Annotated in this window: 12 protein-coding genes, 1 rRNA gene and 2 pseudogenes; 8 read left to right on the top strand and 7 right to left on the bottom strand. The window is 64.5% G+C overall.

The genetic code is table 11. The features are described from left to right. Positions 1-2 precede the first annotated feature (2 nt). On the top strand, positions 3-671 hold the full coding sequence (locus HG549_RS09145; RefSeq protein ID WP_170029191.1) for a GntR family transcriptional regulator: 669 nt from the start codon (positions 3-5) through the stop codon (positions 669-671). 177 nt (positions 672-848) lie between these two features. Next, entirely contained in the window at positions 849-1,910 is a 1,062-nt protein-coding gene (locus HG549_RS09140; protein WP_170029190.1) for a hypothetical protein, read from the top strand. Positions 1,911-1,937: 27 nt separating this feature from the next. Here HG549_RS09140 and HG549_RS09135 read toward each other — a convergent pair whose 3' ends face one another. After that, positions 1,938-2,366: a PACE efflux transporter gene (locus tag HG549_RS09135; RefSeq protein WP_170029189.1), complete on the bottom strand. Its 429-nt coding sequence runs from the start codon at positions 2,364-2,366 to the stop codon at positions 1,938-1,940. Between the two features lie 104 nt (positions 2,367-2,470). On the opposite strand from HG549_RS09135, the gene HG549_RS09130 reads away from it, so the two are divergent. The 3 genes and pseudogenes from HG549_RS09130 (at position 2,471) to HG549_RS26255 (ending at position 5,378) form a co-directional block, all read left to right on the top strand. Beyond that, a complete protein-coding gene (locus HG549_RS09130; protein ID WP_170029188.1) occupies positions 2,471-3,349 on the top strand; it encodes a LysR family transcriptional regulator in 879 nt (292 codons plus the stop codon). Positions 3,350-3,446: 97 nt separating this feature from the next. After that, a pseudogene (gene mcpA, locus HG549_RS26260) lies at positions 3,447-4,475 on the top strand (methyl-accepting chemotaxis protein McpA); the annotation flags it as partial. A gap of 162 nt (positions 4,476-4,637) precedes the next feature. Beyond that, the gene (locus HG549_RS26255) at positions 4,638-5,378 is read left to right on the top strand and encodes a methyl-accepting chemotaxis protein (RefSeq protein WP_372241569.1); all 741 of its coding nucleotides are present in this window, start codon (positions 4,638-4,640) and stop codon (positions 5,376-5,378) included. 142 nt (positions 5,379-5,520) lie between these two features. On the opposite strand, the gene HG549_RS09120 is transcribed toward HG549_RS26255, so the two are convergent. The 3 genes from HG549_RS09120 to HG549_RS09110 form a co-directional block, all read right to left on the bottom strand. After that, positions 5,521-6,585, bottom strand: a complete 1,065-nt coding sequence (locus HG549_RS09120) for a hypothetical protein (protein WP_170029186.1) — start codon at positions 6,583-6,585, stop codon at positions 5,521-5,523. A gap of 172 nt (positions 6,586-6,757) precedes the next feature. After that, on the bottom strand, positions 6,758-7,135 hold the full coding sequence (locus tag HG549_RS09115; RefSeq protein WP_170029185.1) for a RidA family protein: 378 nt from the start codon (positions 7,133-7,135) through the stop codon (positions 6,758-6,760). Between the two features lie 12 nt (positions 7,136-7,147). After that, a complete protein-coding gene (locus HG549_RS09110; RefSeq protein ID WP_170029184.1) occupies positions 7,148-8,284 on the bottom strand; it encodes an FAD-binding oxidoreductase in 1,137 nt (378 codons plus the stop codon). Between the two features lie 112 nt (positions 8,285-8,396). On the opposite strand from HG549_RS09110, the gene HG549_RS09105 reads away from it, so the two are divergent. Together HG549_RS09105 and HG549_RS09100 are read left to right on the top strand one after the other, a co-directional pair. Further along, positions 8,397-8,990 (top strand): helix-turn-helix domain-containing protein, encoded by a 594-nt coding sequence (locus HG549_RS09105; protein ID WP_170029183.1) that lies wholly within the window; start codon positions 8,397-8,399, stop codon positions 8,988-8,990. 161 nt (positions 8,991-9,151) lie between these two features. Next, on the top strand, positions 9,152-9,937 hold the full coding sequence (locus tag HG549_RS09100) for a sulfite exporter TauE/SafE family protein (RefSeq protein ID WP_170029182.1): 786 nt from the start codon (positions 9,152-9,154) through the stop codon (positions 9,935-9,937). 3 nt (positions 9,938-9,940) lie between these two features. Here HG549_RS09100 and HG549_RS09095 read toward each other — a convergent pair whose 3' ends face one another. Continuing rightward, on the bottom strand, positions 9,941-10,480 hold the full coding sequence (locus HG549_RS09095) for a histidine phosphatase family protein (RefSeq protein WP_170029181.1): 540 nt from the start codon (positions 10,478-10,480) through the stop codon (positions 9,941-9,943). 180 nt (positions 10,481-10,660) lie between these two features. Between HG549_RS09095 and HG549_RS09090 the strand changes: the two are divergent. Next, a pseudogene (locus HG549_RS09090) lies at positions 10,661-11,862 on the top strand (MFS transporter). Between the two features lie 43 nt (positions 11,863-11,905). Here the strand turns inward: HG549_RS09090 and HG549_RS09085 are convergent. Further along, positions 11,906-13,714, bottom strand: a complete 1,809-nt coding sequence (locus HG549_RS09085) for an ABC transporter ATP-binding protein/permease (RefSeq protein ID WP_170029180.1) — start codon at positions 13,712-13,714, stop codon at positions 11,906-11,908. A gap of 299 nt (positions 13,715-14,013) precedes the next feature. Next, positions 14,014-14,129: ribosomal RNA gene (gene rrf / locus HG549_RS09080) — 5S ribosomal RNA — on the bottom strand. Positions 14,130-14,220 lie beyond the last annotated feature (91 nt).

Below are 14,220 nucleotides of genomic sequence, written 5' to 3'. Positions count from 1 at the left end.
CCATGAACGCCGCCCCTCACTTGCCGGCCCTGCTCGCGGCCGGCGAAACCCGCCTGTCGGCCGAGCAGATCTACCCGCGGCTGTTCGACGCCATTCTCGAACAGCGCCTGCCACCTGGCAGCCTCTTGCCCGAGCAGGCGCTGGGGCATGCGTTTGGTGTCAGCCGTACCGTGATTCGCCGCGTGCTCGGACGCCTGTCCGACCAGCAGGTGGTCGTGCAACGCCCCAGCCACACTGCGCACCTGGCCACGCCCGACCCGGAGCAGGCACGCCAGGTACTGAGTGCCCGGCGCCTGGCCGAAACCACGTTGATCACCCTGGCCGCCCAACGCGCCCGACCGCTGCAGATTCGCCAGCTGCGGCAACTGGTGGAGCGCGAGCGCCAGCATCATGAAAGCGGCGAGCGCTGCGCAGCGATCCGCCTGGGCGGGGAGTTTCACCTGAAACTGGCGCAGGTGGCCGCCAATGCGCCACTGGCCCGGTTTCTCAATGGCCTGGTGCCGATGACCTCGCTGATCATCGCCCGCTACGAGTCGCCGTGCTGTGACCACTGCGCGTGGCAAGAGCACGCGGCGATCATCGACGCCGTGGCCCAAGGCGATGCCGAGGCGGCCTTGACCCTGATGCACCAGCACCTCGACCGCCTGGAAGAAAAACTCGACCTGCAATGACCGGGCCGCTGTGCGGCTCAGCGCTGGCAAGCCAGCGGCTACCGCTGTTGCGCTGCGCTTGAAGTTACCGACAAGCGTGTGGCAGCTGGCTTGCCGGCGATGGGCTGCACTGCAGCCCCTGGCCCCCCACCCTATACTCCAGGAATCACCCCCAGCCTCTACCAGGGAAGCGTTTGCGTGAGCGCTCGAGTTTTCCTGATGCTGTGCCTGTTGCTGACCCTCGCCGGTTGCGCGGGCAAGCGCCCGCCTGTCCCGCCGCCACCGGTGGTACTCACTACCGCCACCTGGCAACGTATCGACCAGGAACTGATCGACGCCTCGGTCGGTGCCGCCGGTTCGGCCAACGACTATGCGCGGCGCTCCATGCGGGTGTGGAAGGAGCAGGTCCAGCAACGCACCGAAAGCGACTTCATCCCGTGGTTCACCGGCTACTGGACCCAGCAATGGCTGACGCTCAAGGTGGCCTGGTACAAGCTTGACAGCGGCGAAGGACGAGAGCCGGCAGAAAAGCGCCTGGCGCTGTACCTGCAGGAGCAATACCACGAACGGGTGATCGAACCCGTGGCAGAGCAGATCAACCCCGAAGGCATCCGCGACCGTGCCTGCGAGCTTTACCTGCAACTGCTCGGCCAGCAGCTGCCAGCCATCATCGGCCGCTATAACGCCCCGCCCGAGCAGTTCAGCCAGCGCCTCAACCGCATCCCCGCGATCGCCCTGGGGCCGCCGGATGCGCGCAATGCCAGCTTGTACCAACTGCTGCGGGCCAAGTCACTGGCCGAGCAACCGGCCTGGCAAGCCATGCGCCAGCACTTGCACCAGCAAGCCAGCAAAGGCCCTGGAAAGACCGATGTCGGGCTGAACTCGGTGGCCACGCAGGCCAGCGAAAAACTCGGCGCCACCTTGGCCCCGCGCGGCATCGCCAGTGCCGTGGCGTCGGCGGTAGGCAAGGTAGCCGGGGCGATGATTTCGATTGCCGCGGCCGGCTACGGGATCATGACCCATGACCGGGAACACCCGCAGATGGTCGAGCAGTTACGGGGCATCCTCAACGTGGCGTTGAACCAGGAATGGCAAGAGCTGATGGAGAACCGCCAGAGTGGTGCCATGGCGGGCGTGTACTACCTGTCGGGGCAAATCGAGGACAGCCTGCTGGCCAGTGCGCCGCGGCCGATCGACCAGCCGGTCGAACAGCAAGTGAAGCAGCGGCAGGAGCCGGTGATCATACCCCTGTCGCCCTAGCGGCTGCCGGTACCGGCGCAAGCCACATCAGGCTGGCGCCATTGCCGACCTGGGCAAGCCGAAGATCCGGTCGAACGCCCAGTTGTAGGCAAAGGTGTAGCACGGCACCAGCACAATGAACGCCATGTCCACCAGCAATGCCTCCAGCAATGTCATGTCCAGCCACCAGGCAATCAGCGGAATCAGGTAGACCACCAGCGTCAGCTGGAAGCCGACGGCATGTGCCAGCCGTCGCGCCACACTGCGCCCGCGCGTGACCTGGCGGCTTTCCCACCATTCGAACAAGGTGTTGTAGATCAGGTTCCAGAGCATGGCGATGGTGGTGATCATCACCGCCAGAGGCCCGGTATGCGTAGCCTCGGTGTCCGACAGGTAGGCCAGCCCGAGGGTCGACATGCACAGCCCGATCAGTTCATAGAAGGTCACGTAGACCAGTTTGCGCCTGAGTCCTTGCACCCGGATTACCTCGTGTTGTTGGAAAGCGATGGGGGGCGATGATGCTTCATCACTCTTGACAGCAAAAGTCAGCAGCTGTCAGATCTGCTGACAGGAGTGCTGCCATGAACTTTTCCAGCGACAACATCCAGCTGTTTCTCGCCGTGCTCGACCGCGGTTCGTTTTCTGCCGCCGCGCGGGCGCTGCAGCGCGTGCCGTCGGCAGTCAGCATGGCCATCGCCAACCTCGAGGCCGAACTGGGCTACACCTTGTTCGAACGCGGCCCGCGCGAGGTCCGCCCGACTCCACGGGCCCTGGCCCTGGAGCCGCATGCCCGGCTGATCGCCGAGCAACTGGGGCTGCTCCAGGTGCACGCGCTGGAGCTGTCCCAAGGGCTGGAAAGCAGCCTGACCCTGGTCGTGGTCCCGGATATCGACCACCGCCCGGTGCTGGCCGCCATCGCTTGCCTGGGTGAACGCTATCCGCTGCTGGACATTGCCCTGCTCAGTGCCCCCCAGGAAGAAGCCCTGCAGCTGCTGGACAGCGGCTGTGCCGACCTCTGCGTAGCCTTTGCCGGGCTGCAGGTCGATGCCCGCCGTGGCTTCCAGCACATCGGCATGGAGTCGCTGGTGGCCACCCTGTCCCCTGCCCACCCGGCCTTGCGTGACGGGCGCATCCACTACCTCGAAGACCTGACCCGGGTGCGCCAGATCCTGGTGCGCAGCCGCGACTTGCCGCTGACCGACCCACGGCCACTGATCGGCGCCACACACTGGTCCACCGACAGCTTCGACCTGGCCCTGCAGATGGTCGAGGCCGGCCTGGGCTGGGGCGACCTGCCGCTGTCGCGGGTAGCGCCATTGCTGGCCAGCGGGCGCCTGGTACGGCTGGATTTCCACAACACGCGCAACGAGTTGCAGTTGCCGGTGCACATCCTGTGGCGCAAGCAACACCCCCTGCAGCAGGCCGCACGCCTGTTGATCGAGCAGCTGTGTAGCCAGTGAATACCGTCTGTCGAAACCACCGTCAGAAATTTCTGTAGGCGCTTCAACCTTTTACCCCGTGAGCCGATATCCCTATCGATAGGTTCCGCAGTGTGTCATGAGCGCGCTGCGCCCTCCCCTCAATGGCCCAAGGTCTCGAAACATGAACCTGAAATTTCGCCACAAGATCCTGCTCAGTGCCTGCGGTGTCGTGGTCCTGGCATTCGCCTTGTTCACGCTCTACAACGACTACCTGCAGCGCAACACCATCCGCCAGAACATCGAAGCTTCGGTGCAGCAGTCCGGTGCACTGACCGCCAGCAGCGTGCAGAACTGGATGAGCGGGCGCATTCTGGTGCTGGAAAACCTGGCCCAGGACATTGCCGAGCAAGGTGCCGGTGACAACCTGGCCGGGCTGATCGAGCAGCCGTCCTATACGCGAAATTTCCTGTTCACCTACCTGGGCCAGGCCAACGGTGCATTCACCCAGCGCCCCAACGCACAGATGCCGGCCGGTTACGACCCACGCCAACGCCCGTGGTATGGCGCCGCAGCCGGCGCCGGGCAGACCGTCCTGACCGCCCCGTACCAAGGCGCCGTCGGCGGCCTGATGGTCACCATCGCCACCCCGGTGAAAAGCAAGGCCAATGGCGAGCTGACGGGTGTAGTCGGTGGTGACGTCACCCTCGACACCCTGGTCGAGATCATCAACTCGGTCGATTTCGGTGGCATCGGCCATGCCTTCCTCGCCGACAGCAATGGCCAGGTGATCGTCAGCCCGGACAAAGACCAGGTGATGAAGAATCTCAAGGACATCTACCCTGGCAGCAACCTGCGGGTGGCCGCCGGCATGCAGGATGTCACCCTCAATGGCCAGGACCGCATCATCTCCTTCGCCCCGGTGACCGGCCTGCCTTCGGCGCAGTGGTACATTGGCCTGTCGATCGACAAGGACAAGGCCTATGCCGCGCTCGGCCAGTTCCGCACTTCGGCGATCATCGCCATGCTGATCGCCGTGGCCGCCATCGGCGGCCTGCTCGGCTTGCTGATTCCGGTGCTGATGCGCCCGCTGACCACCATGGGCCGCGCCATGCGCGACATCGCCGAGGGCGAAGGTGACCTCACCCGCCGCCTGGCTGTACAGAACAAGGACGAATTCGGCGAACTGGCCAGCTCGTTCAACCGCTTCGTCGAACGTATTCATGCCTCCATCAGCGAAGTGTCCTCGGCTACCCGTCAGGTGCACGACTTGTCGGAGAAAGTGATCAACGCCTCGAACGCTTCGATCATTGGCTCTGAAGAGCAGAGCATGCGCACCAACAGCGTGGCAGCGGCAATCAACCAGCTGGGGGCGGCCACCCAGGAAATCGCCCGCAATGCCGCAGATGCCTCGCAGCACGCCAGCGGTGCCAGCGAGCAGGCCCATGGCGGCCGGGAAGTGGTCGAAGAGGCGATCAACGCCATGACTGCCCTGTCGCAGCGCATCAGCGAATCCTGCGCACAGATCGAAACACTCAATGCCAGCACCGACGAAATCGGCAAGATCCTCGACGTGATCAAGGGCATCTCGCAACAGACCAACCTGCTGGCGTTGAACGCTGCCATCGAGGCGGCCCGCGCCGGTGAAGCCGGGCGTGGCTTTGCCGTGGTGGCCGACGAGGTGCGCAACCTGGCGCACCGCACCCAGGAGTCGGCGGAAGAGATCCACCGCATGATCACCAGCCTGCAGGTCGGCTCGCGCGAAGCGGTGCACACCATGAACACCAGCCAGGTCTCCAGCGAGCAGACCGTGCAAGTGGCCAACCAGGCCGGCGAGCGCCTGGCCAGCGTGACCCAGCGCATTGGCGAGATCGATGGCATGAACCAGTCGGTGGCCACCGCTACCGAGGAGCAGACCGCCGTGGTCGAGAGCCTCAACCTGGACATCACCCAGATCAACGCGCTGAACCAGCAAGGGGTGGAAAACCTCAACGAAACCCTGCGCCATTGCGACCAACTGGCCCAGCAGGCAGGGCGCCTGAAGCAGCTGGTGGGCAGTTTCAGGATCTGACCCGGCGGATCAGGCGGCACGGGCTGCTGCCGCCCGTACCGCCCCTATCGCCGGCAAGCCAGCGCCCACAGTGACTGCAAATGACGTGCAGCCACTTCAACCGAGGTGGCTGGCTGGCCGGCGACAGGGCTGCCCAGCAGCCCTATACCACCGCTGCTTTCACAGCCCTGCCCCGCCGCACCCAGGCCAGCAACACTGCCGCCATCAGCACGAAGCCCAGATAGCCGAACAGCGGATACACTTCGCCGACCAGGCTGATGAACCCCACCAGGCTGCAGCCGAACGCCACCAACCCGGTCGCCACCGAAGCCCAGCGGAACTTCGTCGTGCCCGCCGGCAACAGCCGCGAAAGGAACGAAAACAGCGTACCCACTGCGGTGTTGACGATCATGCCGAAGATGATCAGACACATCACCAGCCCCAGCAGCGGCGACACTTCACTGGCAATCGACAGCATCGGCATCGGCAGGTTGGCCACGCTGTCCAGGCGCGACAACAGCCCCGCACTCATCACCAGCATCAGGCCACCCAATGCCGCACCACCGAGCAAGCCGCCCCACATCGCGATGTTCTCGCCCTTGGCCGAGCCACCCAGAATGGCCAGGATCGGCGCACCGGCAACCACGTTGTAAGACACATAGAGGCACGCGCCCAGCAGCCAGTGACGAGCACCGGCCTGTTGCTGGCTGGCCAGCTGGTCGAGCTGGGCGAAGCTTTGCTCCCGGGTGAACACGGCATACAGCGCAATCGCCGACGCCACCAGGATCAGCAGCGGCGTGATGGCGCCAATTGCCAGTATCACCCTGCGCACGTCCAGGCACACGATGCCCACCACTACCAGCGTCACCAGCATGCTGCCGCTCAATGCCGGGATGCCGAACTGCTGCTCCAGCAAGGCGCCGCCGCCCGCCAGCATGACCACGGTGACGGCGAACATGAAGAAGGTGATCAGCCAGTCGACGAACAGGCCCAGGTGACGGCCACAGATAGCCTGGATCACATCCTTGTGCGAGGTGGCCTGCTGGCGGTGGCCCAGCCCTGCCAAGGCCATGCCGAGCAACGTGAACAGGGCCGCACTGACCAGTGCTCCAAGCAAACCCCAGACACCGAAATCGACGAAGAACAATAACAGTTCCCGCCCCGAGGCGAACCCCGCCCCCACGATCACGCCAACGAACGCGCCGGCAATCTTCAGCTGTTCTTGCATGTGCACCTCTGAATTTTATTGTTGTTGTGTCACTGGCAGCGCATTCCCTTGTAGCAGCGGGCTTGCGTCGCGATGAGTTGCAGAGCGGCCCCGGCACTTGGTGCTGCAAAGCTGGAATCCTGGGGCCGCTTCGCGACCCATCGCGCCACAAGGCCGTGCCTACACCCTCAGATCAGCCCTCGCCGACGAATGCCTGCACTTCAATCTCCACATCCACCCCCAGCGCCAATGCCGAAGCCACGGTCGAACGCACTGGCAGCGCCGCGCCGAAAAATTCCTTGTACACCTCGTTGAAACCGGCGAAGTGGCTCATGTCCGACAGCCACACCGTGGCCTTGACCACCTGGTCGAAACGCGCGCCGCAGGCCGCCAGGCTTTCGCCGATACGCTCACAGGCCGCACGGGTCTGCGTCTGGATGTCACCACGCACCACTTCGCCGGCAGCGCTCATCGGCACCTGACCGGAGAGGAACAGAAAGCCGCCAGCCTTCACCGCACGGGAAAACGGGAATGGCAGGCTGCTGGGAAAACGCTGGATTTCATTACTCATGTGATGCTCCTTTCAGGGTTGCTGGAAACGGGCCGGGGACAGGCGCTCGGGCGCCACGCCCTGGCTGACAAGTTCGGCGCACAGCGGTTGGCCAAGCAGCAGGTCGGCGGCCAGGCGCGAGGCGCCCGCAGCGGACTGGATGCCATAGCCACCTTGTGCCGCCAGCCAGAAAAACGCTGGCGCGTGCACATCGAAGCCGATCACCAGGTCACCGTCGGCGACGAACGAGCGCAGCCCGGCCCAGGTGTGGCTTGGCCGACGGATCGCCAGGGTGGTCATGCTTTCGATGTTGAAGATACCCAACGCCACGTCCAGTTCTTCGGGCGCGGTGTCCTGGGGTTCGACCGGGTCGGCATTGGCTGGCGAGCCCAGCAGTTGGCCGGCGTCGGGCTTGAAGTAGAAGCTTTCGTCGACGCCGATCACCGCCGGCCAGCGGGCGAAGTCCTGGTCTGCCGGGCCGGGGAAGGTGAACGCGCTGCGTCGGCACGGTTGCAGGCCGATCCGCGCCACGCCGCACTGCTCGGCGACGCGGTCGGCCCAGGCACCTGCGGCATTGACCAGCTGGCGCGCCTGCACCGAGCTGCCATCGCCCAGCTCAACCTGCCACAACTCATCCTGGTAGCACGCCCGGATCAGCTCGGCGTTGCAGCGCAACGCCCCGCCGGCTCCGCGATAGCCGCGCAGGAACCCCTGGTGCAGGGCGTGCACGTCCAGATCCATCGCCCCCGGCTCCAGCACCGCACCGGCCAGCGTCTCGCCACGCAGGCACGGCACCAGGGCCAAGGCGGCATCGCGGTCGAGCAGGCTGACTTCGGTGCCGTTGGCCAGGTTCTGCGCATGGGCCTGCTCGAGCAGCCCGCGCTGTTCCAGGCTGGCCACATACAGGCAGCCACGCGGCTCCAGCAGCGGGTGCTCGCAGAAGCCAGGCGGTGGCGCTGCGTAGAAGGCCCGGCTGGCGCGGGTCAATGCCTGGATCTGCGGGGTGCCGTAAGCCTCCATGAACATCGCTGCCGAACGCCCGGTGGAATGGTAGCCAGGCTGCGCCTCACGCTCGAGCAGCAGCACCTTCTGCTGACCCGCCAGGCGATAGCCCAGCGATGCTCCGGCGATACCGGCGCCAATGATCAGGGTGTCGTAGATAGGGTTCATGCACGCTCCTGTCGGTAATTATCATTTATGAGAATTCTAATATATGAGAATTTAGCCGCGTGCAAGTGCGCAAGGTAAGATAGCCGACCAACGACGCATGCCGAGAACCCGAATGCCCGCTGCCCTACCCCTGCTGGACCGTGCCATTGTCGGCCAGCGCCTGCGCCAGGTGCGCAAGACACGCCAGCTGACCCTCAAGCAATTGTCCGAGGCCAGTGGCGTACCTGTGTCCACCTTGTCGAAAATGGAACTGGCCCAGGTTTCGGTGAGCTACGAAAAACTCGCCGCCGCCGCCCGCGCGCTGAATGTCGACATTGCCCTGCTGCTGCGTGCCGGTGGCACGGTCGCCGCTCCGGCACCGGTGACCGTAGTGGTCGACTCGCTGCCGACGGCGGCGGGCTACTCGACCGGCACCTATGACTATCACCCGATCGCTGGCGACTTTCCCGAGCGCCGCATGACGCCGGCCTATGCCCGCATCATTGCACGCGAACGTGGGCAGTTCGATGATTTCATCCGTCACCCCGGGCAAGAGTTCGCCGTGGTGCTGAGCGGGCGCGTGCGCATCGAATTCGAAACCGGCGAAGCGGTGAGCATCGGGCCACAGGAAACTGCGTATTTCGACAGCCAGGTGGGGCACATCTACCTGTCGGAGAGTGACGACGGCGGCGATGCGCATGTGATGGTGGTGATGACCGATCGCTGAGTTGCCCTGATCCGCATGACTGACCTGTTGAAACTGCCCTGGCCGCCTGGGCGAGGCCAGCCGCGGTTATAACCTAATAACGAACAAGTCTATTTGGCTATAAAAAAATCTATATGCTGGCTGCATCCGATAACGGGCAAAGTTGGGCGGTCGAGTAGCGTATGGATGTAGGTTCTTTCGGTTTCACCATTGCGGGCCTGATCGTGGGTTTCATCGTCGGCATGACCGGCGTCGGCGGCGGCTCGCTGATGACCCCGATCCTGTTGTGGTTTGGCATCAGCCCGGCAACGGCAGTCGGTACCGACCTGCTGTATGCCGCCGTCACCAAGGCCAGTGGCGTCTGGGTGCATGCGCGTAACCACAACGTCGACTGGAAGATCACTGGCCTGCTGAGCCTCGGCAGCGTGCCCGCAGCGGCGCTGACCTTGTGGTTCCTCAGTACCTTGCATACCGACACTTCGGCGCTCAACGCGATCATCAAGCAAGGCCTGGCGGTGGTGCTGATCCTCACCGCGTTGGCCATCCTGTTCAAATCGCGCCTGCAAGCCTTCGCCAGCCGTCATGCCGGCGACCACTATCACCTCAGCGACCGCAGCCTGAACATCCTCACCATACTCACCGGCGTGGTGCTGGGGGTGATGGTTACCCTCACCTCCATCGGTGCCGGCGCACTGGGTACCGTGGCCCTGTTCCTGCTGTACCCGTTCCTGGTCACCCGCCGCCTGGTCGGTACCGAAATCGCCCATGCCGTGCCACTGACCCTGGTGGCGGGCCTGGGCCATGCGGGCATGGGCAACATGGACTGGTCGCTGCTGGGTTACCTGCTGCTGGGCTCGCTGCCGGGCATCTACCTGGGCAGCCATCTCACCGGGCGGATTTCCGACCGCGTGCTGCGTCCGTGCCTGGCGGCGATGCTGCTGCTGATCGGCTACAAGCTGGCGTTCTGAGCCTCATCCCAGGCGCAGGCGCCACTGCCCGGTAAAGCTCAGGTCCAGGCGCGACAGCGGTAACACATCGATCCGCTGGCCAGCACCCGGCGGGCAGCCGAGCACCTGCACCAGCACTGCGCGCATGTTCATCGGGTGGGTGATTGCCATCCATTCACCTGGCCTGTCGAAGGCCGCCAGCCATGCGGCCATGCGCTGGCAAAGCGCGATAAACGACTCGCCACCGTGCACATCACTGGCCGGATCCTGCAGCCATTCGGCCAGAGCCTGCGGTTGCTCGGCCTGCAACTGCTTCAACGGCAACCCGCGCCAACGCCCCAGGTCGCAATCGGCCAGCGCTGGCTCGACCTCTACCCGCCCTGGCAACAATGCCGCGGTTTGGTACGCTCGCCGCTCTGGCGCGGTCAGCACCGACACCCCGCTAAGGTCAGCGAAAGGCGGTGCAACCAACGGCAGGATAGCGTCGTCGGTGTGGTGGAGACGCCCGCTCTTCTGAGCCTGGGTCAGGGCATGGCAGATCAGGGTCAGGCGGATGGCTTTCACCGGGCATCTCTCGTTGGTGGCAGGGGCGCATGGTTTAGCATGCCGAGACAATTCTTGCCGCAACAATCGTGGCCGGCGACCACCGGTGTGGCGTGCAGCACGTCGTGTGCGCCAATCGCAATTTGCATCCTGCCCGCCGCCTCCTACAGTTGGGAGCGTAGCGACCCTGCAGAGCCCACCATGCATAGCCACCAACCAAGCCGCCCCCGGGGCGCCGGCAAACACCTGCTGAAAATCCCCCGTAGCGTCTGGGCGCTGGGCTTCGTTTCGATGTTCATGGATATTTCTTCGGAGATGATCCACGCCCTGCTGCCGTTGTACATGGTCACGGTGCTCGGCACTTCGGTGGTCGCCGTGGGCGTTATCGAGGGCATCGCCGAGGCGACGGCCGCGATCACCAAGTGTTTTCTGGAGCCCTGAGCGACCGCCTGGGCAAACGCAAGCTGCTGACGGTGCTGGGCTATGGCCTGGGGGCGCTGACCAAGCCGGTGTTTCCCTTGGCTGCGGGTTTGGGGTGGCTGGTCGCGGCGCGCTTCGTCGACCGCGTGGGCAAGGGTATTCGCGGGGCGCCGCGGGATGCGCTGGTGGCTGATGTCACCCCGGCGGAACTGCGCGGTGCGGCCTTCGGCCTGCGCCAGGCGCTCGACACGGTTGGCGCCTTTCTGGGGCCATTGCTCGCCATCGCATTGATGTGGATGACGGCGAGCCATTTCCAGACCGTGTTCTGGGTGGCGGTGCTCCCGGCGTTCGCGGCGGTGTACATCCTCATCGCCTTCGTCCACGAGCCTGAAACGCCGGCCACCCCCAGGCCGCTGCGTTCACCGCTGGCACTGCACGCACTGGTTCGCCTGGGGCCGGCCTATTGGCGGCTGATCGGCCTGGCCACGCTGTTCACCCTCGCCCGCTTCAGCGAGGCGTTCCTGCTGTTGCGCGCACAGGACATGGGCCTGGCGCCGCTGTGGGCCCCGGCGGTGCTGGTGCTGATGGCGCTGGCCTACTCGCTGTCGGCCTATCCCGCCGGGGCCCTGTCGGACCACATGGGCCGGCGTGCCGTATTGATGATGGGGCTGGGCCTGCTGATCGCCGCCGACCTGCTGCTGGCCCTGCTGCCCGGCTGGAGCGGGCTTGCCCTGGGAGTTGCCGCCTGGGGCCTGCACCTGGGTTTCAGCCAAGGCATCTTTGCCGCGATGATTGCCGACAGCGCCCCGGCCGACCTGCGCGGTACAGCCTTCGGGCTGTTCAACCTGCTGACCGGGGTGGCGCTGCTGGCGGCCAGCGTGGTGGCCGGGCTGCTGTGGGATGGTGCCGGGTTCCAGGCAACCTTCCTGGCCGGCGCGGGCTTTGCCAGCGCCACCCTGCTGGGCGTGGCGTTGTTACGCTGAGCCCAGCAGGCGGCCAGATCATGGCTATGCGCGCTGAAAGGCCCTACACCAGCGCCGGGTGCTGCTCCAGTAACGACCAACCACCCTGCCCGTCCACTTCCAGGCGATGGGTATGGAACCCCGCCAACGTGCTGCGATGCCCGACACTGACCAGCAAGGTGCTCGGCATTTCCGTACGCAACAGCGCGTACAAGGCATGCTCGAGCCCTTCGTCCATTGCCGAAGTGGACTCGTCGAGGAACACCACTTGGGGCCGGTTGAACAGGACCCGCGCGAACGCCAGGCGCTGCTGTTCCCCGACCGAAAGAATGTGTGACCAGTCACAATTGACCTCCAACCGCTCGGCCAGGTGGGCAAGGTTGACCTGGCGCAACACCTGCTGCATCCGTGGTGCGTCTTCCGGGTTGCCAGCCTCCGGGTAGGCGATGACGGTGCGCAGATCACCCAGCGGCAGGTACGGGCGCTGCGACAGGAACAGGGCCTGATGGCCCAGCGGCCGCCTGACCGTGCCTTCGGCATACGGCCACAGGCCGGCCAGGGCACGCAGCAGCGTGGTCTTGCCGCTACCCGACGGGCCCTTGATCAGCAGCGCCTGGCCGGCACGCAGGTCAAGCTCCAGGTCGGCGATAAGGGTATGCCCGTCCGGGCGCAGCACCTGCAGGCCTGCAATCTCCAGGGCCTGTGCCTGGTCCTGGGTGGTGACACGTGGCAAGGCGCTTGCCTGCGCGTTGGCATCGAGGAAGCCGGTAAGACGGTCAAGGGTCGCCCGGTACTGGGCGAACGCATCATACGATTCGCGGAAGAACGACAGTGAATCCTGCACCTGGCCAAAGGCCTGGGAGGTCTGCATGACATCGCCCAGCTTGATCGCACCGCTGAAGAAGCGCGGGGCCTGGAGAATGAACGGGAAGACCACCGCCACCTGGCTGACCCCCAGGTTGAACCCACTGAACTTGAGGTTTCGGTAAACCAGCGCCCAGGCATTCACGATCAAGGCGCCAAAGCGGCCCAGCAAAGTGCGTCGCTCGACCTGCGCGCCCTGATAGAAGGCGATGTTCTCGGCATTTTCGCGCAGGCGCATCAATGCATAACGGAAGTTCGCGGTGAGCTTCTCGTTGAGGAAGTTCAGGCGAATCAGCGGGCGCCCGAGGCGGAAGGCAATCCAGGTGGCGACGATGACATACAGGTACACGGCGAACACCATTGCCCGGGGGATCTCCATGCCGGCGACCGCCAGCGGGGCGGACAGCCCCCAGAGAATCCCGGTGAAGGCCACCAGCGACACCAGCGCGCTGACCGCGCCCAGTGCCAGGGTCACCGAGTTGCTGACGAAGGCGTTGACGTCCAGCTCGATACGCTGGTCGGGGTTGTCTACCGGCTCAGCGAGGAACTGGCCGCGGTAGTAGGCATCGCCCTGCATCCAGTCGTGGGTCAGACGCTCGGTCAGCCACACCCGCCATTTGATGCTGAACGCCTGGCTTACATAAAAGTTGAACAGCGAGCGCAGCACATGGATGGTGGCCAACACTGCGAAGACGCCGAGCAGGTACCAGAAGGCCGCTTGGTCAAGGCCCTGCAAGGCGCTGTAGAAGCCGTTGTACCAGAACGAGAACAGCACGTTCAGGCGCACCGAGAATAGCGTCAGCACGAGGAGCAGTGCGAACACCAACAGCGGCCGCCAGCTGCGCCTGAAATTGAAATAGGGCCCGGCAAGCTGCCAGAACTGGCTGCCCCAGCGCGTGAAGCGCACGGCCAGTGTGGCGGCTGCAGCAAAGCAGACAAGGGTGGTGAACGAGGCGATTGCCAGCCAGCTCAGGCTCTCTTGCAGGGCCTGGTGCCAGTTCATTTCCATGGTGGGTTTCCGTGCTGAGTGTTTCCGCGAGCGTAACATTGTGCGCGGATTCATCAGACCAAAATGACGCACTTTTCATGATTGCGGTTGAGCGCTGTGCGTGCTTGGTGTGGGTACGCGAATATTGCCCAGCGCTGCAGGAGCGGCCTTGCGTCGCGATCGGTGCAGGAGCGGCTTTCGCCGCGACGCAGGCGGCGCGGTTTGCCAGGTAGATCAGAGTTGCAGGGATCGCGCTGGTTTTGCCGGCGCAAAGACAAAACCCCTACCTGCATGCGCAGATAGGGGTTTTGCGAAATGAATCTTGACGATGACCTACTCTCACATGGGGAAGCCCCACACTACCATCGGCGATGCATCGTTTCACTACTGAGTTCGGGATGGGATCAGGTGGTTCCAATGCTCTATGGTCGTCAAGAAATTCTGTTGCCAGAAGGTCTTGGTAGACACTCCAGCGAATTCGGATATGCGATATGTGTGGTTCGTTGCGAACTTTCGGTTCGTATCAT

Origin of the sequence: Pseudomonas sp. SK, from assembly GCF_012975065.1 — a bacterium.
In the GTDB taxonomy this organism is placed as follows: domain Bacteria; phylum Pseudomonadota; class Gammaproteobacteria; order Pseudomonadales; family Pseudomonadaceae; genus Aquipseudomonas; species Aquipseudomonas anuradhapurensis.
This window is presented reverse-complemented; position numbering and strand designations above follow the sequence as displayed.